Source organism: Janthinobacterium sp. BJB304, assembly GCF_002735765.1.
In the GTDB taxonomy this organism is placed as follows: domain Bacteria; phylum Pseudomonadota; class Gammaproteobacteria; order Burkholderiales; family Burkholderiaceae_D; genus Janthinobacterium.
Genome location: NZ_PDZN01000017.1, coordinates 31,360 through 49,699 on the forward strand (window position 1 = coordinate 31,360; position 18,340 = coordinate 49,699).

The 18,340-nt window shown below is 62.9% G+C and carries 19 protein-coding genes; 9 read left to right on the forward strand and 10 right to left on the reverse strand.

Annotated elements, in window-relative coordinates; translation table 11 throughout:
- Window positions 1-15 precede the first annotated feature (15 nt).
- From CSQ95_RS19765 to CSQ95_RS19775, 3 genes are read right to left on the reverse strand one after another with little or no spacing between them, the layout of a single operon-like run.
- Window positions 16-1,185: a VWA domain-containing protein gene (locus CSQ95_RS19765; RefSeq protein WP_099410750.1), complete on the reverse strand. Its 1,170-nt coding sequence runs from the start codon at window positions 1,183-1,185 to the stop codon at window positions 16-18.
- The gene (locus tag CSQ95_RS19770; protein ID WP_099410751.1) at window positions 1,179-1,817 is read right to left on the reverse strand and encodes a GNAT family N-acetyltransferase; all 639 of its coding nucleotides are present in this window, start codon (window positions 1,815-1,817) and stop codon (window positions 1,179-1,181) included. The genes CSQ95_RS19765 and CSQ95_RS19770 overlap by 7 nt, the downstream gene beginning before the upstream one ends.
- A 9-nt stretch (window positions 1,818-1,826) precedes the next feature.
- Window positions 1,827-2,696 (reverse strand): MoxR family ATPase, encoded by an 870-nt coding sequence (locus tag CSQ95_RS19775; protein ID WP_034746522.1) that lies wholly within the window; start codon window positions 2,694-2,696, stop codon window positions 1,827-1,829.
- 233 nt (window positions 2,697-2,929) lie between these two features.
- On the opposite strand from CSQ95_RS19775, the gene CSQ95_RS19780 reads away from it, so the two are divergent.
- Window positions 2,930-3,259 carry a cytochrome c gene (locus tag CSQ95_RS19780; RefSeq protein WP_046684254.1) on the forward strand — a complete coding sequence of 110 codons (330 nt, stop codon included), beginning with the start codon at window positions 2,930-2,932 and terminating at the stop codon, window positions 3,257-3,259.
- 14 nt (window positions 3,260-3,273) lie between these two features.
- Entirely contained in the window at window positions 3,274-3,615 is a 342-nt protein-coding gene (locus CSQ95_RS19785) for a cytochrome c (RefSeq protein WP_099410807.1), read from the forward strand.
- Between the two features lie 25 nt (window positions 3,616-3,640).
- Here the strand turns inward: CSQ95_RS19785 and norR are convergent, their stop codons facing one another.
- Window positions 3,641-5,194: a nitric oxide reductase transcriptional regulator NorR gene (gene norR / locus CSQ95_RS19790; protein WP_099410752.1), complete on the reverse strand. Its 1,554-nt coding sequence runs from the start codon at window positions 5,192-5,194 to the stop codon at window positions 3,641-3,643.
- Between the two features lie 150 nt (window positions 5,195-5,344).
- Between norR and nirK the strand changes: the two genes are divergently transcribed.
- The 3 genes from nirK to CSQ95_RS19805 are packed head-to-tail and all read left to right on the forward strand — an operon-like array spanning window position 5,345 to window position 9,839.
- Entirely contained in the window at window positions 5,345-6,841 is a 1,497-nt protein-coding gene (gene nirK / locus CSQ95_RS19795) for a copper-containing nitrite reductase (RefSeq protein ID WP_099410753.1), read from the forward strand.
- Between the two features lie 32 nt (window positions 6,842-6,873).
- Window positions 6,874-7,551 carry an iron-sulfur cluster repair protein YtfE gene (ytfE, locus tag CSQ95_RS19800; protein ID WP_099410754.1) on the forward strand — a complete coding sequence of 226 codons (678 nt, stop codon included), beginning with the start codon at window positions 6,874-6,876 and terminating at the stop codon, window positions 7,549-7,551.
- 14 nt (window positions 7,552-7,565) lie between these two features.
- Window positions 7,566-9,839 carry a nitric-oxide reductase large subunit gene (locus tag CSQ95_RS19805; protein WP_099410755.1) on the forward strand — a complete coding sequence of 758 codons (2,274 nt, stop codon included), beginning with the start codon at window positions 7,566-7,568 and terminating at the stop codon, window positions 9,837-9,839.
- A 48-nt stretch (window positions 9,840-9,887) separates the two neighbouring features.
- On the opposite strand, the gene CSQ95_RS19810 is transcribed toward CSQ95_RS19805, so the two are convergent.
- From CSQ95_RS19810 to CSQ95_RS19825, 4 genes are read right to left on the reverse strand one after another with little or no spacing between them, the layout of a single operon-like run.
- Window positions 9,888-10,271, reverse strand: coding sequence for a DoxX-like family protein (locus CSQ95_RS19810; protein ID WP_052140001.1), 384 nt, complete (start codon window positions 10,269-10,271; stop codon window positions 9,888-9,890).
- On the reverse strand, window positions 10,268-10,738 hold the full coding sequence (locus CSQ95_RS19815; protein WP_099410756.1) for a DUF2269 domain-containing protein: 471 nt from the start codon (window positions 10,736-10,738) through the stop codon (window positions 10,268-10,270). The genes CSQ95_RS19810 and CSQ95_RS19815 overlap by 4 nt, the downstream gene beginning before the upstream one ends.
- Window positions 10,735-11,853, reverse strand: a complete 1,119-nt coding sequence (locus tag CSQ95_RS19820; protein WP_218963623.1) for a saccharopine dehydrogenase family protein — start codon at window positions 11,851-11,853, stop codon at window positions 10,735-10,737. The genes CSQ95_RS19815 and CSQ95_RS19820 overlap by 4 nt, the downstream gene beginning before the upstream one ends.
- Window positions 11,854-11,899: 46 nt before the next feature.
- Window positions 11,900-12,322, reverse strand: a complete 423-nt coding sequence (locus CSQ95_RS19825; protein WP_070218599.1) for a DUF1841 family protein — start codon at window positions 12,320-12,322, stop codon at window positions 11,900-11,902.
- 217 nt (window positions 12,323-12,539) lie between these two features.
- On the opposite strand from CSQ95_RS19825, the gene CSQ95_RS29205 reads away from it, so the two are divergent.
- Window positions 12,540-12,773 (forward strand): hypothetical protein, encoded by a 234-nt coding sequence (locus CSQ95_RS29205; RefSeq protein WP_139142938.1) that lies wholly within the window; start codon window positions 12,540-12,542, stop codon window positions 12,771-12,773.
- Window positions 12,766-14,364: a malate dehydrogenase (quinone) gene (mqo, locus tag CSQ95_RS19830; protein ID WP_218963624.1), complete on the forward strand. Its 1,599-nt coding sequence runs from the start codon at window positions 12,766-12,768 to the stop codon at window positions 14,362-14,364. The genes CSQ95_RS29205 and mqo overlap by 8 nt, the downstream gene beginning before the upstream one ends.
- Window positions 14,365-14,464: 100 nt before the next feature.
- Here the strand turns inward: mqo and CSQ95_RS19835 are convergent, their stop codons facing one another.
- Window positions 14,465-15,097: an RNA pyrophosphohydrolase gene (locus CSQ95_RS19835; protein WP_070218597.1), complete on the reverse strand. Its 633-nt coding sequence runs from the start codon at window positions 15,095-15,097 to the stop codon at window positions 14,465-14,467.
- A gap of 204 nt (window positions 15,098-15,301) precedes the next feature.
- Here CSQ95_RS19835 and CSQ95_RS19840 point away from each other — a divergent pair, with 204 nt between their 5' ends.
- On the forward strand, window positions 15,302-17,041 hold the full coding sequence (locus tag CSQ95_RS19840; protein WP_099410758.1) for a proline--tRNA ligase: 1,740 nt from the start codon (window positions 15,302-15,304) through the stop codon (window positions 17,039-17,041).
- A complete protein-coding gene (locus CSQ95_RS19845) occupies window positions 17,038-17,655 on the forward strand; it encodes a lytic transglycosylase domain-containing protein (protein WP_099410759.1) in 618 nt (205 codons plus the stop codon). The genes CSQ95_RS19840 and CSQ95_RS19845 overlap by 4 nt, the downstream gene beginning before the upstream one ends.
- Window positions 17,656-17,867: 212 nt before the next feature.
- Here the strand turns inward: CSQ95_RS19845 and CSQ95_RS19850 are convergent, their stop codons facing one another.
- Window positions 17,868-18,263 (reverse strand): SWIB/MDM2 domain-containing protein, encoded by a 396-nt coding sequence (locus tag CSQ95_RS19850; protein ID WP_071650146.1) that lies wholly within the window; start codon window positions 18,261-18,263, stop codon window positions 17,868-17,870.
- Window positions 18,264-18,340 lie beyond the last annotated feature (77 nt).

Consider the following 18,340-nt stretch of genomic DNA (forward strand, 5'->3'; position numbering starts at 1 on the left):
TTTTGTTGCGTGCTTTTATTTACTGAGCAGACGCATGCCCCGTTCCAGCCCGTCGATCGACAGGGGGAACATGCGGTTGTTCATCAACTGCCGCATCACGCCGATCGACTGGCGGTACTGCCACAATCCTTCCGCTTCGGGGTTGAGCCAGATGAATTTCGGGAACGCCTGGGTAAAGCGCGCCAGCCACGTCGATCCCGCTTCCTCGTTGTTGTATTCGACGCTGCCGCCCGGCTGCAGGATTTCATAGGGGCTCATGGTGGCGTCGCCGACGAAAATCAGCTTGGTATCGGGCGGGTATTTGTGCAGCACGTCCCAGGTGGGAAAACGCTCGGCATTGCGGCGCCGGTTGTTCTTCCACAGGTAGTCGTAGACGCAGTTATGGAAGTAAAAGAACTCCATGTTCTTGAATTCCGTCTTCGCCGCCGAAAACAGTTCCTCGGTGCGCTCGATATGGTCGTCCATGCTGCCGCCCACATCGAGCAGCATCAGCACCTTGATGCGGTTCTTGCGCTCGGGCCGCATCCTGATGTCGAGGTAGCCCGCGTTGTTGGCCGTGGCGGCGATGGTGGCGTCGAGCGCCAGTTCATCTTCCGCGCCTTCGCGCGCGAACTTGCGCAGGCGGCGCAAGGCTACCTTGATGTTGCGCGTGCCCAGTTCGCGCTCGCCGTCATAATCCTTGTAGCTGCGCGCTTCCCACACCTTCACGGCCGTGCGGTTGCCGCCCTTGCCGCCGATGCGGATGCCTTCCGGATTCGTGCCGCCATTGCCGAACGGCGAGGTGCCGCCCGTGCCGATCCACTTGCTGCCGCCCTCGTGGCGCTCCTTCTGTTCCTTCAGCAGCTCGTTCAGGCGGTCCATCAGCTTGTCGTAGCCGAATTTTTCCAGCTGCGCCTTCTGCTCTTCGGAAAGCTCGCGCTGCATGCGTTTGAGCAGCCAGTCGAGGGGAATCGCCGCGTTCGTGTCGAAGGCCGCATTGACGCCCTTGAAGTACTGGGCAAAGGCGCGGTCGAACTTGTCGAAATGGGCTTCATCCTTGACCAGGGTCAAACGCGCCAGATAGTAGAAATCGTCCATCGAGGCGTCGATGACGTTCTTTTGCAGCGCTTCAAGAAGGGTCAGAAATTCCTTGATCGAGACGGGAATCTTCGCATCCTTGAGCGTGAAGAAGAAATCGATCAGCATGGCGCCTGCTCTCCCGCGCGGGGCAGTGCGGCGATGGGGCGCTGCGCCAGCTTGTAGCGCAGGTGGGCGGCAATTTCCGGCCACTCGCCGCGCGTGATGCTGTACATGACGGTGTCGCGCACGGTGCCGTCGCGTCGCAGCGCATGGTGGCGCAGCACGCCATCCTTTTTCGCGCCCAGGCGCTCGATGGCCGCCTGCGAGGCGTGGTTGAAATTGTCGGTGCGCAGGCCCACCAGCGCGCAGCCGAGGTTATCGAAGGCGTGCGCCAGCAGCAGCAATTTGCAGGTGGTGTTGACGTGGCTGCGCTGGCAGCGCTTCGCATACCAGGTGTAGCCGATTTCCAGGCGTCCGATGGCCGGCACCACGTCGTGATAGCTGGTGGTGCCGAGCACCTCGCCGCTGGCCGCGTCGATGACGGCAAAGGCGAAGCGCGTGGGGCGCATCTCGATGCCCTTGAAAATGTACTGGTCCACCTGGTCCGGCTCGGGCACGGAGGTGACGCGCAGATTCCACAGTTCCCCATCCATGGCTGCCGCGCGCAGGCCGGGCGCGTGGTGCGGCGCCAGTGCCTCGAGGCGGATGCCGTGCAGTTCCAGGGGGACGAAGACCTTGTCGGAGCTGATATCGTTCACCGGCGCTCCTTAGCGGTTGGTGCGCGACATGAACATCAGGCGCTCGAACAGGTGCACGTCCTGCTCGTTTTTCAGCAGCGCCCCGTGCAGCGGCGGCACGACGGCCTTGTTGTCCTTGCTGCGCAGCGCTTCGGCTGGGATGTCCTCGGCCAGCAGGAGCTTGAGCCAGTCGAGGAATTCCGACGTCGACGGCTTTTTCTTCAGGCCCGGCACGTCGCGCACTTCATAGAAGGTTTGCAGCGCCTGCGCCAGCAATTCCTGTTTCAGGTGCGGGTAGTGGACGGCGACGATCTGCTCCATCGTGTCCTTGTCCGGGAATTTGATGTAGTGGAAGAAGCAGCGGCGCAGGAAGGCGTCCGGCAATTCCTTCTCGTTGTTCGAGGTGATGATGACGAGCGGTCGGTGGCGCGCCGTGACCATTTCGCGCGTCTCATACACATAGAATTCCATGCGGTCCAGTTCGCGCAGCAGGTCGTTCGGGAATTCGATGTCGGCCTTGTCGATTTCATCGATCAGCAGCACCACCGGTTCGGGCGCCGTGAATGCCTGCCACAGCACGCCCTTGACGATATAGTTCTGGATGTCGCGCACGCGCTCGTCGCCCAGCTGCGAATCGCGCAGGCGCGACACGGCGTCGTATTCGTACAGGCCCTGCTGCGCCTTGGTGGTCGATTTGATATGCCATTGCATCAGCGGCATGTTCAGCGCGGCGGCCACTTCCTCGGCCAGCATGGTCTTGCCCGTGCCCGGTTCGCCCTTGATCAGCAGCGGGCGTTGCAGGGTCAGCGCCGCATTCACGGCCAGTTTCAGGTCGGCGGTGGCGACATAGCTGTCGGAACCTTCGAAGCGTTGGCCTTGCTGGGTGTGCTGTGCTTGCATGAGCGGTCTGCCAAAGTAGGGAAATGGTGAGTATAAACAGAACTGTGGCGCGCTGCCACGCGGACGGCCTGTGCCTGCCTGCCGACAATGCGGGTTTTATAGGTGGACTTGCAAGAATATCTTGGCTAGAATCGGCAAGCAGCAGATTAATTGTCAACCTTAATTGTCAACACATAAAATCAATAAAAACCAGCTCTGGCGTTTCTCCGATTACCTTTGTTCACATTGCCACTATGAAAAAAATATTTGCACTTCTCGTGCTTGCCGGCATAGCAAATGCCGTCACAGCGGCTGACATTGTAGGAAACGCCAAGGCAGCCCCTGCCAAGGTGGAAATGTGTATCGGCTGCCACGGCATCCCCGGTTACAAGGCGACCTTCCCCGAAGTGTTCCAGGTGCCGATGATCGGCGGCCAGCCGGCAAAATATATCGAGAATGCGCTGCAAGCCTACAAGAAGGGCGACCGCAAGCACCCCAGCATGAAGGGCATCGCCAGCAGCCTGTCCGACCAGGATATCGCCGATGTCGCCGCGTACTATGCGCAACAAGCCAAGCCGAACTGAGGACCAGCCAGATGATGAAAACACTACTCGCCGCCCTCGTTTGCGCCACCGTCTCGTTTTCCGCCAGCGCCGCCGGTAATATCAACACGGGCAAGGCCCTGGCCGAAAAATACAGCTGCGCCACCTGCCACGGCAAGGATTACGGTTCGCCCATCGACCCGTCCTACCCGAAACTGGCGGGCCAGCACAGGGATTACCTGGAACACGCCTTGACGGCGTATAAACGGGGCGACAAGGCCAACGGCCGCAACAACGCCATCATGACGGGCCAGGTGAAGCCGCTGAGCAACCAGGACATCAAGGACCTGGCCGCCTACCTGCACAGCCTGCCGACCACCCTGGTGACCCACCGCTGAGTTTGAATTTACGTTTGAGTTCGGTTCAGGCTTTCAGTCCGACCCGGCGCGCCAGCTTGTGCAGATTGCTGGCGTCGAGCCCCAGTTGCCGCGCCGCGGCGGCCCAGTTATCCTGATGCAACGCCAGCGCTTGCCGGATGGCCTGGCGCTGGCTCGCTTCGACGATCTGATGCATGGACAGCGGCGCCGCCGGCATCGTGCACGCAGTTAGCACTGGCGGCAGCGCGTCCGCGCCGGCCGGCGCTTCCAGCGCATCGAGGTCGAGCATATCCGTTTCCAGCGTTACTATCTCTTTGCGGTCCGCGCCGCGGATCACGGCTTTCAGCGCGGCCCGGCTGATCACATGTTCCAGTTCGCGCACGTTGCCGGGCCAGCGGTAGTGGCACAGGGCGTTTTCCGCCGCGGCCGACAGGCGCAGGCTGCGCAAGCCCAGGCGCGCGCGGTTCAGTTCCAGGAAACCGCCCGCCAGCAGCAGCACGTCGTTGCCCCGCTCGCGCAGCGGCGGAATCGGCACGGGATAGACGGATAAACGGTGGTACAGATCGGCGCGGAACGAGCCGTCGCGCACATGTTCGCGCAGGCTGCGGTTGGTGGCGGCGATCACGCGCACGTTGACCCGGCGCGGCCGGTCCGCGCCCAGGCGCTGGATTTCGCCATTTTGCAAGGTGCGCAGCAGCTTGGCCTGTATCGACAGCGGCAATTCCCCCACTTCATCGAGAAACAGGGTGCCCCCTTCGGCCGCCTCGAAACGCCCGGGCCGGTCGCTGACGGCGCCGGAAAACGCGCCGCGCACATGGCCGAACAACTCGCTCTCGGCCAGCGATTCCGGCAAGGCCGCGCAATTGACGTGGATCAATGGCTTGCCGGCGCGGCGCGACAGCCGGTGCAGGCGGTGCGCGCACAATTCCTTGCCGACGCCTGTCTCTCCCAGCAGCAGCACGGGCAGCTCGGAATCGGCGACCACCTGCAATTCGTGCAGCAAATGCGTGATGGCGCTGCTCTGGCCGACGAAGTCGTGTTCCTCGCGCGGGGCCTGCGCATCGGCCAGCATGGCGCCGCCCGACAGGCGCAGGGCGCGGATTTCCGTCTCCAGGCGCGTGACGCGCACGGCCGCCTCGATGGCGCAGGCCAGCTCGCCCAGGTCGCGCTGCGCTTGCGTATCGAAGGTGCCCACCCGCAGCGCGTCGAGCGTGATCACGCCCCAGCGTTCGCCTTCCAGGTCCAGCGCCATGCCCATGCAGTCGTGCACGGGCAGCGGTTCGCCGGCCCGCTCGGCGATCAGGCCGTCGTAGGGATCGGGCAGCGAGCTGTCGTGATGGAAGCACAGCACGCCGCGCCGCTGCAGGATGGCGGCCAGGCGCGGATGGTCGGCGACGGCGAAGCGGCGTCCCAGCGCGTCGCTGGCCAGGCCGGCCATCGCCACGGGGCGCAGGTGCTCGCCATCGAGCTTGAGCAAGGCCACGGCCTCGCAGCCGAAGTGCGCGCGCAGGCTGCCCACGAGGCGCTGCAGGCGCACGGCCACGGGCAGGTCGGCGACCAGGTCGGTGAGCAGCAGCAGGTGGATGGCGGTGGTGGTCATAAGTACCATGCAGGGTACAACGGACCACGCTTGAAAAGGGTCATATCGACCCTGCATTTTTCAAATCGTTGATTTAAAACAAGTTTTTCCTGGCACACCGTTTGCCTAGGTAAGGGTGCCGAACCGGCATACAAGACCAAGGAAAGCCTGATGAAAACGACTCCCTCCCTCCGCGCCATTGCCGCCGCCGTCTGCGTGCTGGCCATGCCCCTGTCCGTGCAAGCCCAGGCGAGCCTGCCGGCCAGCGCCGCCGCCACTGCGGCCGCTGTCAGCCAACCCTCTGCCGCCGCCGTGGTCAAGCGCTATGAACTGCAAACCAATATCGTCGACGGCAAGATGGTGTTCATCGATGCCAAGGGCCAGGTCAACCCCGTGCTGGCGGCCAAGGTGGGCGACACGGTCGAACTGGTGCTGAAAAGCGGCGAAGGCGCCGAGCACGACCTGCTGATCCCGGAACTGAACGTGGCATCAAACAAGTTCAGCGCCAATAGCGGCAGCACCACCGTGCGCTTCAAGGTCACGCGCGCCGGCACGTTCACCTATTACTGCTCGATTCCCGGCCACCGCCAGATCGGCATGGAAGGCAAGCTGGAAGTCGCCGGCACCTCGCTGGCCGAAGCCGGGGCACCGAAGGCCGCTGGCGCCGGCAGCGCTGCCGGCGAATCGAGCCAGGCCGCCGCGCTGGCCCTGTACACGCCCGCGCCGTCGCCGATGCGCGGCCCCGATCCATCGGCCGTCAGCGTGGCCGCCAATCCGGCGCAGGTGCCTTCCGCCATCGGCGCGCGCGCGCCGCAAACCCTGAAATACAGGATGGAGACGGTGGAACTGCCGGGCAAGCTCGATGACGGCACCAGCTTTACCTACTGGACCTTCAACCGGCAAGTGCCGGGCCCGATGCTGCGCGCGAAGGTGGGCGACACGGTGGAACTGACCCTGTTCAACGCCAAGGACAGCAAGATGATCCACTCGATCGACCTGCACGCGGTGACGGGCGGCCATGGCGGCGGACAGCACACGCAGGTGGCGCCGGGGCAGGAAAAGACGGTGACCTTCAAGGCGCTCAATCCGGGCCTGTTCGTCTACCACTGCGCCACGCCGCTGGTGCCGCAGCATATCGCGGCCGGCATGTACGGCATGATCCTCGTCGAACCGGAAGGCGGCCTGTCAAAAGTCGACCGCGAGTATTACGTGATGCAGGGCGAGATGTACACGGGCCGTCCGCACGGCGCCCCCGTGCACCAGGAACCGAACCTGGAAAAAATGGCCAATGAGCTGCCCGACTACTACGTCTTCAACGGCGAAGTGGGCGCCCTGAGCAAGACGCACAAACTGCAGGCGAAAGTCGGCGAGACCGTGCGCATCTATTTCGGTGTCGGCGGCCCGAACAAGATTTCATCATTCCACATCATCGGCGAGATCTTCGACAAGGTGTACAGCGAAGGCTCGATCAGCAGCCCGAAAAACGACGTGCAAACCACGCTCGTCGCACCGGGCGGCGCGACCATCGTCGAACTCAAGGTGCAGCACCCTGGCAGCTATCTGCTGGTCGACCATGCGCTGTCGCGCGCCGGCAAGGGCACCGTGGGCGTGCTGGAAGTGACGGGCGAAGCCGTGCCCGGCGTCTACCACGCGGGCGCCGTCCAATAAAACAACCCCCCATTCATCATCAAGGAATTGCTATGGAAATGATCGACCTATCCCTGGGCCAGCTGGCCCGCCGCATCCCCGGCGCCACGCGCCTGTTCGATGCGCACCGCCTCGATTTCTGCTGCGGCGGCAACAAGACCCTGCGCGCGGCGGCTGAAGCGGCCGGCGTGGACACGGCGCCCATCGTCGAGGAACTGCAAGTGCTGGCCGGACGGATTGACGCCAGCGGCGAGCGTGACTGGCAGGACGCCCCGGCCGCCGAGCTGGTGGAACACATCCTGGCGCGCTACCACGCCGTGCATCGCGAGCAGCTGCCCGAGCTGATACGCCTGGCGCGCAAGGTCGAGCAGGTGCATGGCGACCGCGCCGACTGTCCGCACGGGCTGGCGGAACACCTGTCGGCCATGGCGCAGGAACTGGAAAGCCATATGCGCAAGGAGGAAGACGTGCTGTTCCCCATGATCGTGCGCGGCCAGGGCCCCCGGGCCGGCGCGCCCATCAACGTGATGCGCATGGAGCATGACGACCATGGCGTGGCCTTGCGCGCCATGGAGGCGATGACGAACGATATCACCGCACCAGGTGGCGCCTGCACCACCTGGCGCGCGCTGTACACGGGCCTGCGCACTTTCCGCGAAGACCTGATGGCGCACATCCATACTGAAAACAATATCCTGTTCGAGCGCTTTGCGCCGGCCGTGGTGCACTGACAAAGGAAAGACCCATGGGTCCCTACAAAAAACTCTGGTTCACCCTGATCGGTGTGCTGATTGTGACGTTTTCGCTGCTCGGCTACTACGGCACGGAAGTGTATCGGCAAGCGCCGCCCATCCCCGCGCAAGTGCTGGCGCAGGATGGCCGGCAGCTGTTCGACCGCGAGGGCATCCTCGACGGCCAGACGGCCTGGCAATCGGTCGGCGGCATGCAGCTGGGCTCCATCTGGGGCCACGGCGCCTACCAGGCGCCCGACTGGACGGCCGACTGGCTGCACCGCGAATTGACGGCCTGGCTGGAACTGGCCGCGCTAGAGCAGCATGGCAAGGCGTACGCGGCTCTCGACGGCCCCGCGCAGGCGGCGCTGCGCGAAGCGCTCAAGCTGGAGTACCGCGGCAACCGTACCGATGGTGCGCAAGTGCTGCATCTGTCGGCGCGCCGCGTGCAAGCCATCGCCAACACGGCGCACTATTACGACCAGCTGTTCTCCGACGCGCCGGCGCTGCAAAAAAGCCGCGAACACTTCGCCATGAAGGAAAACACCCTGCCCAGCGCCGAGCGGCGCGCGCAGATGACGCAGTTCTTCTTCTGGACGGCGTGGGCTGCCGCCACCGAACGTCCGGGCCAGAAAGTGACCTATACGAACAACTGGCCGCACGAACCGCTGATCGGCAACCAGCCCAGCGGCGAAAACCTCGTCTGGTCGGTCGCCAGCGTGGTGGTGCTGCTGGCCGGCGTGGGCTTCCTCGTCTGGGGCTGGGCCTTCTTGCGCGACCACGACGAAGCGCTGCCGGCCGCCGGTCCGCGCGATCCACTCACCACTTTCGCGCTGACGCCTTCGCAGCGGGGACTGGGCAAGTACCTGTTCCTGGTGGTGGCGCTGTTCATCTTCCAGGTCTTCATCGGCGGCTTTACGGCGCACTACACGGTGGAAGGACAGCAGTTCTACGGCATCGACGTGTCGCGCTGGTTCCCGTATGCGCTCACGCGCACCTGGCATATCCAGGCCGCGCTGTTCTGGATCGCCACGGGCTTCCTGGCCGCCGGCCTGTTCCTCGCGCCCTTGATCAATGGCGGCAAGGATCCCAAGTGGCAGCGTCTCGGTGTCGACGTGCTGTTCTGGGCCCTCGTCGCGGTCGTCGTCGGCTCGTTCATCGGCAATTACCTGGCCATTGCGCAAGTGATGCCGCCCGAGTGGAATTTCTGGCTTGGCCACCAGGGCTATGAATATGTCGACCTGGGCCGTTTGTGGCAGATCGGCAAATTTGTCGGTATTCTGCTGTGGCTCGTGCTGATGTTGCGCGGCGTCGTGCCGGCCCTGCGCCAGCCGGGCGGCGACAAGAACCTGCTGGCGCTGCTGACCGCGTCCGTGGGCGCCATCGGCCTATTCTATGGCGCCGGCCTGTTCTACGGCGAGCGCACGCATTTATCGGTGATGGAATACTGGCGCTGGTGGGTGGTGCACCTGTGGGTGGAAGGTTTCTTTGAAGTGTTCGCCACGACGGCGCTGGCCTTCATCTTCTCGACCCTGGGCCTGGTGTCGGTGCGCATGGCCACGACGGCCAGCCTGGCGTCGGCCTCGCTGTTCATGCTGGGCGGCATACCCGGCACCTTCCACCACCTGTACTTTGCCGGCACCACCACGCCCGTGATGGCCATCGGCGCGAGCTTCAGTGCGCTGGAAGTGGTGCCGCTGATCGTGCTGGGGCATGAAGCGTGGGAAAACTGGCGCTTAAAGGAGCGCGCGCCGTGGATGGAGCAGTTGCGCTGGCCGTTGATGTGCTTTGTCGCCGTCGCCTTCTGGAACATGCTGGGCGCCGGCGTGCTGGGCTTCATGATCAACCCGCCCGTAGCCTTGTACTACATCCAGGGTCTCAACACGACTCCCGTGCATGCGCATGCGGCGCTGTTCGGCGTGTACGGCTTCCTGGCGCTGGGCTTTACCTTGCTGGTGCTGCGCTACCTGCGGCCCGACTACCGCTTCAGCCCTGCCTTGATGAAGACGGCGTTCTGGGGCTTGAACGGGGGGCTGGCGCTGATGATCTTCACCAGCTTGCTGCCGATTGGCATCATCCAGTTCCACGCCAGCGTGACGGAAGGCCTGTGGTATGCGCGCAGCGAAGGCTTCATGCAGCAGCCTTTGTTGCAGAACCTGCGCTGGATACGCACCTTCGGCGACGTGGTGTTCATCGCCGGCGCCGTCGCCATGGCGCTGCAGGTGGTGCTGGGATTGCTGGACAAGGCGAAGGCACCCGCGCTGCCACAGGCGGTACGGCCAGCCTGATCGCTTGCTGCGCCGCAGAGTGTTGTTGATCGATCTCCCGAAGCCGTGCTAGCCACGGCTTTTTTCATATAGGGCCAGGAAGACGAGGCCGGCGACCAGCGGGATATTTTTCGTCAGCGGCCCGAAAGGGTGTATCAGGAATTCCGGCAGGAAGACGGCGATCACCAGTGTATAGCCGGCCACCAGCGCGCACTGCGTCCACCATAGCAACGGCCTGGCATGGAACAGCGAGGCGATGCCCATGGCTAGGTCGGCCAGGCAGGAGGCGGCAAACACGTGTTCCGTATGCAGCGTGATGCCGCTGCGGCGCAGCCATGCGAGCGATTCGGCATGCGGATACAGATACCAGGACACAAACGCCGTCCATAGCCAGATAAAGGCCATGCCGAGGCGCATGGCCCAGTACAGCCCTTGCAGCTTGGCTGGCGTCATGGCGCGGGCTTGGCAACCATCAGCCAGTAGACCAGCATGAGCGCGGCAAATGCGGGCACGCCAAGCCAGAACCAGCAGCGCGCATAGAACCAGTACAGGCGCGGCAGCGGTGTGCCCGTGTCATCAGCCAGGCGGGCCAGGCTGCGCATGCGGATCTGCAGCCATACCACGGGTAACCAGCAGGCGCCGGCCACCGCATACAGCAGCATCGAGGCGAGGACCCAGCCGGACAGGATCGGATAGCCGGCCAGGTGCGCCAGGGCCAGTCCGGACAGCGGCTGGACAATGACGGCCGGCGTGGTGAACAGCCAGTCGGCCAGCACGGTCTTTTCGGCCGACAGGCGGATCGCACGCACCTCGCCACCCCGGTCGTTGATCCACTTGAAGAAAGCGATGCCGATGCCAGTGCCAAACAGGATGGTGGCGCTGAGGATGTGCAGCCATTTGACGAACAGGTACCAGCTCATGCCGGTACCTCGGTCACGTCATGGCCTTGCAGCGCGGCCAGGTAATTTTCCACCGTGAGCAGGCCGACGCAGGGCATCGCGCCGTGCGGTAGCGGCGCGCCACCGCTGCTGGCGCCGGCCAACCGGTTCGCCAGCGCGATCGACGCGCCGCACGGGATATGCGGGCCGTGGTTTTGCGCCGCCAGCAATTGCCAGGTCAGCGTCAGCGGCAGGCCATCGAGTCCCGTGCCTTGCAGCGTTACGAACATCGCGCCTTTGTCGCTGACCAGCGGTTCCACCCATTGGCTGATGGCGTGCAATGGCCTGGCCAGCGGCAGCAGGCTGCGCAACAGGCCCAGGCGCACCAGTTGCGCGGCGGCCCAGACGAACAGATGGCCGGGCGCACCGGCAAAACCGGCGTGAAAAGTGACGGTGTCGAGGCCCGGATAGCGTTGCGGGAACAGCGCCAGGTCGGGCACGTCGCAGCTGCCCAGCAAGCGCCGTCCCACGGGCGCGGCAAAGCGGTGGCGCTTCAGGTCGAGCCAGCCGTGCGTGGTCTGCTGGGTGCCGGCAACCAGGCGCTGGAACGGTTTGCCACAGTACGAGAAGATGCCGGCCATGGTGGCGATGCCCGGCGCGCGGGCGCCGGAGGCGATGCCGTGGCGGATCGATGTGAGCTGGCGAAAGCGCGGCAGGTAGCGGTCTACCACGGCCGAGGACAGCGCTGGCAGCGAGCTGGCGCCGCTGGTGACGAACACGCCGCGCTGGCGCGCCAGGTCGTCGAGGCTGGCGATGCCGGCGACAAAATCGCGGCCGTCGGCCAGGTCGATATAGTTGGCGCCGGCATCAATCGCCGCATCGGCGACGCGGTAATCCTGGCCCTGGAACGGGCCGGCGGTATGGATCAGCGTATCGACGCCCAGTTCGGCCAGGCGCCGCGCCAGATCAGGTGCATCGGCATCGAGCGCCAGTGCTTGCCGCGGCGGCAAGCCCAATTGCGCCGCCAGTGCCCTGGCCCTGGCGGCGTCGCGCCCGGCCACCAGCAGATGGATATCCTGGTTGCCGGCTAGCGCCTGGCAAATGCGCGTGCCGAAAAAACCGTAACCGCCGAGTACGAGAATGGTGTGATGGGCCAAGATATCCTTCAGTGGCTGAGTTTCTTGGCAACATGATACTACCTGATCAGCGGCGCCGCACGCAGTCGATATACGCGTCCGTATCCGGCGGCAAGCCCGAGCGCTGCGAAGCCCAGATCATCTGGCCCAGACATTCCATCACTTCGTGCTGGGCCGCATGGGCCGAATCGAGGCGCTGCGTCAGTTGCTGGACGGCCGGGCGGATGCCGCGCGGCTGGTCCACCTGTACCTGCTCCGTGATCGACAGATGCATGGACAGGTGCAGGAAAGGATTGGCCTGGCCCCCTTCGACGGAGTAATCGCGCGCCAGCGCCGCTTCGACGTCGGAGAGCTCGTTTTCATACTCGGGATGTTCGAGGATCCAGTCGAGCGCGATGGCTTCCATCGGCGTGAGGATTTCGTGGGCGCGGTGCTTGCGCAAGGTGTCGCAAAAGAAGCGGCGCACGTCGTCGGAAGAGGGGTTGAACATGGCTGTAGGACTATGGCTAAGGGGCAGCCGGCATTGTACCGCGTACATCAATTCAAGGCATCGGGGATGCCCTTTTTGCCGTCCGGCGTCCGCTTTCGTGACCCGATAGTCACCGCAATTTAATACCCTGTAGTAAGTATTATCCACTACCGCCACGGCCCGGCGGCGCCAAATAACGGTGATAAAATCGCCGCTCTTGATATTTGCTCTGGACACGATGGCGATTTTGTTGCCATTGCGTGCTTCCATTGCCCGCACCTTTGCCACCAGATCTTGCTCCTGGCTTATTCCGGAGCGCGGCAGCATGCCTATCACCATCAACCTTGACCTGTCCGGCCGCCCTGGCGTTCCGGCTGGCCGGCTGTTTTTCATTCAACACAGCGATGGTGCCGCCACGGTGGCGCGCAAGAATCATCCTTCAGTATTCATAAACGGAGTTACGTATGCGTAAATCGCTATTACTTTTGATGTCGTGCCTGATCCTGGCGGCATGTAACAAGACCCCTCCGGCCTCGTCCGAAAAACCGGTCGACGTGCTGCTGATCGGCGCCGGCACCATGAGCGCCACCCTGGGCAGCATGCTCAAGGAACTCGATCCCTCGCTGACGATGGAAATGGTCGAGCGCCTCGATTCCGTGGCCGCCGAAAGCTCGGACGCGATGAACAACGCAGGCACGGGCCACTCGGCATTTGCCGAACTGAACTACACGCCCGAAGCGGCCGACGGCAGCATCGAGACCAAGAAAGCCGTTGCCATCAACGAGCAATTCGAAATTTCCAAGCAATTCTGGGCCTATCAGGTGGCCAACAAGCACTTGGGCGCGCCGCAAACCTTCATCAACAACGTGCCGCACATGGCCTTTGTGTGGGGCGACGACAATATTGCCTTTTTGAAGAAGCGCTACGCCGCGCTGGAAAAGGAAAACCTGTTCAAGGGCATGCTGTTCTCGGAAGACCAGGCGCAGATCGAGCAATGGGCGCCGCTCGTCATGCAAGGCCGCGACAAGGGCCAGAAAGTGGCCGCGACGCGCATGGACATCGGTACCGACGTCAATTTCGGCAACCTCACGCGCGGTCTCGTGAAATACCTGACGGACAGCCACGGCATGGTCTTGCACCTGCGCCACCAAGTGGAAGATATTCAGCGCGGCGCCGACGGCGTGTGGAACGTGACGGTGAAAGACCTGGCTGCCGGCAAGGAAAAGACCATGCGCGCCAAGTTCGTCTTCATCGGCGCCGGCGGCGGTTCGCTGCCGCTGCTGGAAAAATCGGGTATTCCTGAAGCCAAGGGCTACGGCGGCGTGCCGGTCGGCGGCCAATGGCTGGTGACCACCAATCCGGAACTGGTGGCGGCGCATGCGGCCAAGGTCTACGGCAAGGCGTCCGTCGGTTCGCCGCCGATGTCCGTGCCGCATCTGGACACGCGCATCATCGATGGCAAGAAAGCCTTGCTGTTTGGCCCGTTCGCCACCTTCTCGACGAAGTTCCTGAAAAACGGTTCGTGGATCGACTTGCCTGCCTCGATCGGCACGGGCAATGTGAAACCGATGCTGCAAGCCGGCTACGACAATATTCCGCTGACGAAATATCTGGTGGAACAGGTCATGAATACGCCGGAAGACCGCCTGAAGACCCTGCGCGAATACTTGCCGAACGCCAAGATGGAAGACTGGACCTTGCAAAACGCCGGCCAGCGCGTGCAGATCGTCAAGGATGACCCGGTCAAAGGCGGCTTGCTGCAGTTCGGCACGGAAGTCGTCGGCGCCGCCGATGGCAGCATCGTCGCCTTGCTGGGTGCTTCGCCAGGCGCCTCGACCGCGCCGCCCATCATGATCAAGGTGCTGCAAACGGCATTCAAGAGCCGCCTGGCCACGCCGGAATGGCAAGCGAAGATGGTGGAAATGGTGCCATCGTACGGTCAAAAGCTGAACAACGACCCGGCCCTGGCCAACAAGATCCGCCATTACAGCAGCAATATCCTGGGCTTGAAAGCCATCACGCTCGACGTTCCCGCTGCTGCGCCAGCGCCGGCAGCAAACTAAGCCAGCCTGACCGGCAGGGGAGTTTCCTGCCGGCATGAAAAAAGGGGCAGCCTGTTCAGGCTGCCCCTTTTGCGTGGGAGCGTGCGTTCATTGCGGCGGACTACTCCTTGCCCGGCAAGATCAGCTCCGGCGTACACCCTTCGGCGGCGATGCCGTCGCAAGGCTTGGCCAGTGCCGCGCCGTCCTGTGCCCGTGGCGCATGGGGCTGGCGCAGGTAGCGCGACGTGTGGCGGTGCGCTTGCTGTGCGTTGCCATGCACGGGCCAGGTCAGGAAGCGGGACAGCTCCTGCAAGGCGCGCTGGTACACATCGCGTTTAAATTCAATGACGACATCGAGCGGGACCCAGTATTCATGCCAGCGCCAGGCGTCGAACTCGGGATGGTCGGTCAGGCGCAGATTGACGTCGTTATCGCGCGCGCACATTCTCAGCAGAAACCAAATCTGCTTCTGGCCACGGTAATGGCCGCGAATCTCGCGCTTGATGAAGTGGTCTGGCACTTCATAGCGCAGCCAGTCGCGGGTGCGGCCGACAATTTTGACGTGTTCCTGTCTGAGTCCGATTTCCTCTTCAAGTTCGCGAAACATGGCTTGTTCCGGTGTTTCGCCATATTTGATACCGCCTTGCGGAAACTGCCATGAGTGCTCGCGCACCCGCTTGCCCCACCACACCTCGTTCTGGGCGTTTAGCAGGATGATGCCGACGTTGGGCCGAAACCCTTCACGGTCGAGCATAATGCACCTCAAACTTTCTGCGACAGTGCGTCCTTTTTTACATAATTACCCACAACTTCGCAAGCCGGTGACCTTTTCGGGGTGCGAAAAGCGCCGGAATCGCACCAATTGAGCGCATTTGTGTAAAGTATGGACGCATCAGCCAGCTAATCCTTTAAAATTAGGTTGATTATAACCCTCTCTTTTTAAAAAGAATTCACCGTTATGCGCGCCTCCCGTTTTTTTATTTCCACACTTAAAGATGCACCTTCTGACGCGGAAATCGTCAGCCACCAATTGATGATGCGTGCAGGCATGATCAAACGCCTCGGTTCCGGCATCTATACCTACATGCCGATGGGCTTGCGCGTGATCCGCAAGGTGGAAGCCATCATCCGTGACGAGATGAACAAAGCCGCCGCCATCGAACTGCTGATGCCGCTCGTGCAGCCGGCCGAACTGTGGCAGGAAACGGGCCGCTGGACCAAGATGGGCGACGAATTGATGCGCGTGAAAGACCGCCACGGCCGCGAATATGCGATCCAGCCCACGTCGGAAGAAGTGATCACGGACGTCGTGCGCACGGAAATCAAGTCCTACCGCCAGTTGCCGTTGAATTTTTATCATATCCAGACCAAGTTCCGCGACGAGCGCCGCCCACGTTTCGGCCTGATGCGCGGCCGCGAATTCACCATGAAGGACGCGTATTCGTTCGACCGCGACCTGGCCGGCATGCAGGCGTCGTATAAAGTCATGTTCGACGCCTACACGCGCATCTTCACGCGTTTCGGCCTGAAATTCCGCGCCGTGGCGGCCGACAACGGCGCCATCGGCGGTTCCGGTTCGCATGAATTCCACGTCATCGCCCACACGGGTGAAGACGCGCTTGTGTACTGCCCGACCTCCGACTACGCCGCCAACATGGAAGCGGCCGAAGCGCTGCCGCCAGCGGGCGAGCGCCCGGCTGCCAGCCAGGCGCTGATCAAAACGGCTACGCCGGACACCGTCAAGTGCGAAACCGTGGCCGCCTTGCTGGGCATCGAGCTGTCGCGCACCGTGAAAACCATCGCCCTGACGGTGGAAACGACGGGCAAGGACGAAAAAATCACGAAACAGCATTTCATGCTGCTGCTGCGCGGCGATCATGAATTGAACGAGATCAAGGTGGGCAAGGTTGCCGGCCTGGTCGGTCACCGTTTCTCGACGGAAGCGGAAATCCTGGAAGTCTACGGCACCATCCCTGGCTACCTGGGCCCGATCGGCACGAAGGCACCGGTCACCGTGGTGGCGGATCGCACGGTCGCCCACATGAGCGACTTCGTCTGCGGCGCGAATGAGGCCGGTTTCCACTACACGGGCGCCAACTGGGGCCGTGACGTGGCCGAGCCTGCCATCGTGGCCGACTTGCGCAATGTCGTCGCCGGCGACGCGTCGCCGGACGGCCAGGGCGCACTGGCCATCGAGCGCGGCATCGAAGTGGGCCACGTGTTCCAGCTGGGTACGGCGTACTCGGAAAGCATGAAAGCCACCTTCCTCGATGAAAACGGCAAGCCTGCGCCGCTGCAGATGGGTTGCTACGGCATCGGCGTGACGCGCATCCTGGGCGCCGCCATCGAACAGAACTTCGACGACAAGGGCATCATCTGGCCTGCGTCGATCGCGCCGTTCGAGGTCGTGCTGTGCCCGATGGGCATGGACCGCAGCGAACTGGTCAAGGAAGAGACGGAGAAGCTGTACGCGGCCCTGCAAGGCGCTGGCGTGGACGTCATCGTCGACGACCGCGGCTTGCGCCCTGGCGCCATGTTCGCTGACTGGGAACTGATTGGCGTGCCGCACCGCATCGTCATCGGCGAGCGCGGACTGAAAGAAGGCAAGCTGGAATACCAGGGCCGCCGCGATGCGGAAGCGACCGGCGTTGCGCCGGACGAGATCGTTGCCTTCATCCAGGGCAAAATGGCGCAGTGAAGCGCTTATCGCCAAGTAAAACGGCTGGCGCGCTCGCGCTGGCCGCCGGCCTGGCCTGCGTTTCCTTTGCGCAGGCCGGCAACCAGAAAGAGGAGGCGCTGGCCGACTCCGTCCGCCTGGCCCTGTCGCATGCGATCCGCGACGAACGCCCGCCGCAGCCCAAATTTGCCACGCCCGCCGACCTGCAGCGCTACCAGCAATGGCTGGGACAGATGTCGCAACGCCTGCAGCGCAAGCTGCCGGACGCCCAGTTGCGCACGGAATTCCTGGAAACCGTCTGGTACGAAGCGCGCCGCGCGGGCCTGGAACCGGCCCTGGTGCTGGGTCTGATCCAGGTGGAGTCGGCCTACCGCAAATATGCCGTTTCGCTGGCCGGCGCCCGCGGCTACATGCAGGTAATGCCATTCTGGACGGGCGTCATCGGCGACCATGACCGCAGCAAGCTGTTCCACATGCAGACGAATCTGCGCTACGGCTGCGCGATCCTGCGCATGTACCTGGATATGGAAAAGGGCGATTTGTACCTGGCGCTGGGCCGGTATAACGGCAGCCGGGGCAGGGCAGAGTATCCGAATGCGGTAAGGGCGGCTTGGAAGCAGTGGGAAGTCAAATAAAGGCTGGGGTCAGACCCCCGGCAGCGTTGGCGCAGAGCTCTGAATTAACGGTGTTGAGGGTCTGACCCCGGGTGAATGGGGCGGACGTAGGTCGGATTAGGTCTGAAAGACCGTCATCCGACAACATGGTTGACCCCCGCAGCAAAAAAATGCCCCGCTCGCAGTAAAGCGGCGGGGCACTCACACGGCGTAGACGCCCTGTGCGTATCTGATTATTTCAAATGATCGGAGATCAGTTTCGTCATTTCAAACATGGAGACTTGGGCTTTGCCGCCGAAAACAGCTTTCAGCTTGTCGTCCGCATTGATCATGCGGCGGTTGGCCGGATCTTGCAGATCGAGTTTTTTGATGTAATCCCATACCTTTTTGGTCACTTCCGTGCGCGGCAGTGGTGCTGCGCCAACAACGGCGGCCAGATCTTTCGATGGCGTCATTGCTTTCATGAATGCTGCGTTTGGCTTGCGTGGTGTTGCCGGTGCTGCCGCTTTCTTCGCCGCTGCTGGTTTAGCTGCTGCCTTGGCTGCGGGTGCTGCTTTCTTGGCGGCTGCAGGCTTGGCTGCTGCTGCTTTGGCTGGCGCTGCTACTGGGGTTTTTTTGGCTGTTGCCATCTTCGAGCCTCCTTAACAAACACATGGGAAATTGCGCAATTAATCGCACGGCTAATATTGGTGTGGATTTACCTTGT

What these genes read in the sequence shown, in the direction of transcription:
- CSQ95_RS19810 (WP_052140001.1), bottom strand. Translation starts at nt 10,271, where the DNA reads ATGACGCCAGCCAAGCTGCAAGGGCTGTACTGGGCCATGCGCCTCGGC.
- CSQ95_RS19840 (WP_099410758.1), top strand. Translation starts at nt 15,302, where the DNA reads ATGCGCGCCTCCCGTTTTTTTATTTCCACACTTAAAGATGCACCTTCT.
- CSQ95_RS19825 (WP_070218599.1), bottom strand. Translation starts at nt 12,322, where the DNA reads ATGTTCAACCCCTCTTCCGACGACGTGCGCCGCTTCTTTTGCGACACC.
- norR (WP_099410752.1), bottom strand. Translation starts at nt 5,194, where the DNA reads ATGACCACCACCGCCATCCACCTGCTGCTGCTCACCGACCTGGTCGCC.
- mqo (WP_218963624.1), top strand. Translation starts at nt 12,766, where the DNA reads ATGCGTAAATCGCTATTACTTTTGATGTCGTGCCTGATCCTGGCGGCA.
- CSQ95_RS19785 (WP_099410807.1), top strand. Translation starts at nt 3,274, where the DNA reads ATGAAAACACTACTCGCCGCCCTCGTTTGCGCCACCGTCTCGTTTTCC.
- CSQ95_RS19780 (WP_046684254.1), top strand. Translation starts at nt 2,930, where the DNA reads ATGAAAAAAATATTTGCACTTCTCGTGCTTGCCGGCATAGCAAATGCC.
- nirK (WP_099410753.1), top strand. Translation starts at nt 5,345, where the DNA reads ATGAAAACGACTCCCTCCCTCCGCGCCATTGCCGCCGCCGTCTGCGTG.
- CSQ95_RS19805 (WP_099410755.1), top strand. Translation starts at nt 7,566, where the DNA reads ATGGGTCCCTACAAAAAACTCTGGTTCACCCTGATCGGTGTGCTGATT.
- CSQ95_RS19775 (WP_034746522.1), bottom strand. Translation starts at nt 2,696, where the DNA reads ATGCAAGCACAGCACACCCAGCAAGGCCAACGCTTCGAAGGTTCCGAC.
- CSQ95_RS19850 (WP_071650146.1), bottom strand. Translation starts at nt 18,263, where the DNA reads ATGGCAACAGCCAAAAAAACCCCAGTAGCAGCGCCAGCCAAAGCAGCA.
- CSQ95_RS19835 (WP_070218597.1), bottom strand. Translation starts at nt 15,097, where the DNA reads ATGCTCGACCGTGAAGGGTTTCGGCCCAACGTCGGCATCATCCTGCTA.
- ytfE (WP_099410754.1), top strand. Translation starts at nt 6,874, where the DNA reads ATGGAAATGATCGACCTATCCCTGGGCCAGCTGGCCCGCCGCATCCCC.
- CSQ95_RS29205 (WP_139142938.1), top strand. Translation starts at nt 12,540, where the DNA reads ATGGCGATTTTGTTGCCATTGCGTGCTTCCATTGCCCGCACCTTTGCC.
- CSQ95_RS19815 (WP_099410756.1), bottom strand. Translation starts at nt 10,738, where the DNA reads ATGAGCTGGTACCTGTTCGTCAAATGGCTGCACATCCTCAGCGCCACC.
- CSQ95_RS19765 (WP_099410750.1), bottom strand. Translation starts at nt 1,185, where the DNA reads ATGCTGATCGATTTCTTCTTCACGCTCAAGGATGCGAAGATTCCCGTC.